The 229-nt window shown below is 59.8% G+C and carries 1 tRNA gene; it reads right to left on the minus strand.

The features are described 5' to 3' along the window. Nucleotides 1-126: 126 nt before the first annotated feature. Nucleotides 127-202 (minus strand) — tRNA-Val (locus Q5762_RS39875). Nucleotides 203-229: the final 27 nt, after the last annotated feature.

Here is a 229-nt window from a genome sequence, read left to right on the forward strand (position 1 = left end):
GGGCTGGCGGTCTACCGGCGCGCGATGGCGGTACTGGCTGGTGGGATCGCGGTTTCTCTTGTCGCGTTTACGGTATTTTAACAGCTTTCTGCGAGCCTTGCGACAGGAACGATTCGCGGAAAGGAGTGGTGGGCGGTGAGAGACTCGAACTCCCGACATCCTCGGTGTAAACGAGGAGCTCTACCAACTGAGCTAACCGCCCGCCCGAGGCGGGTGTTAGCGTGGTTTT

Origin of the sequence: Streptomyces sp. P9(2023) (assembly GCF_032436795.1) — a bacterium.
Classification (GTDB): Bacteria; Actinomycetota; Actinomycetes; order Streptomycetales; family Streptomycetaceae; genus Streptomyces.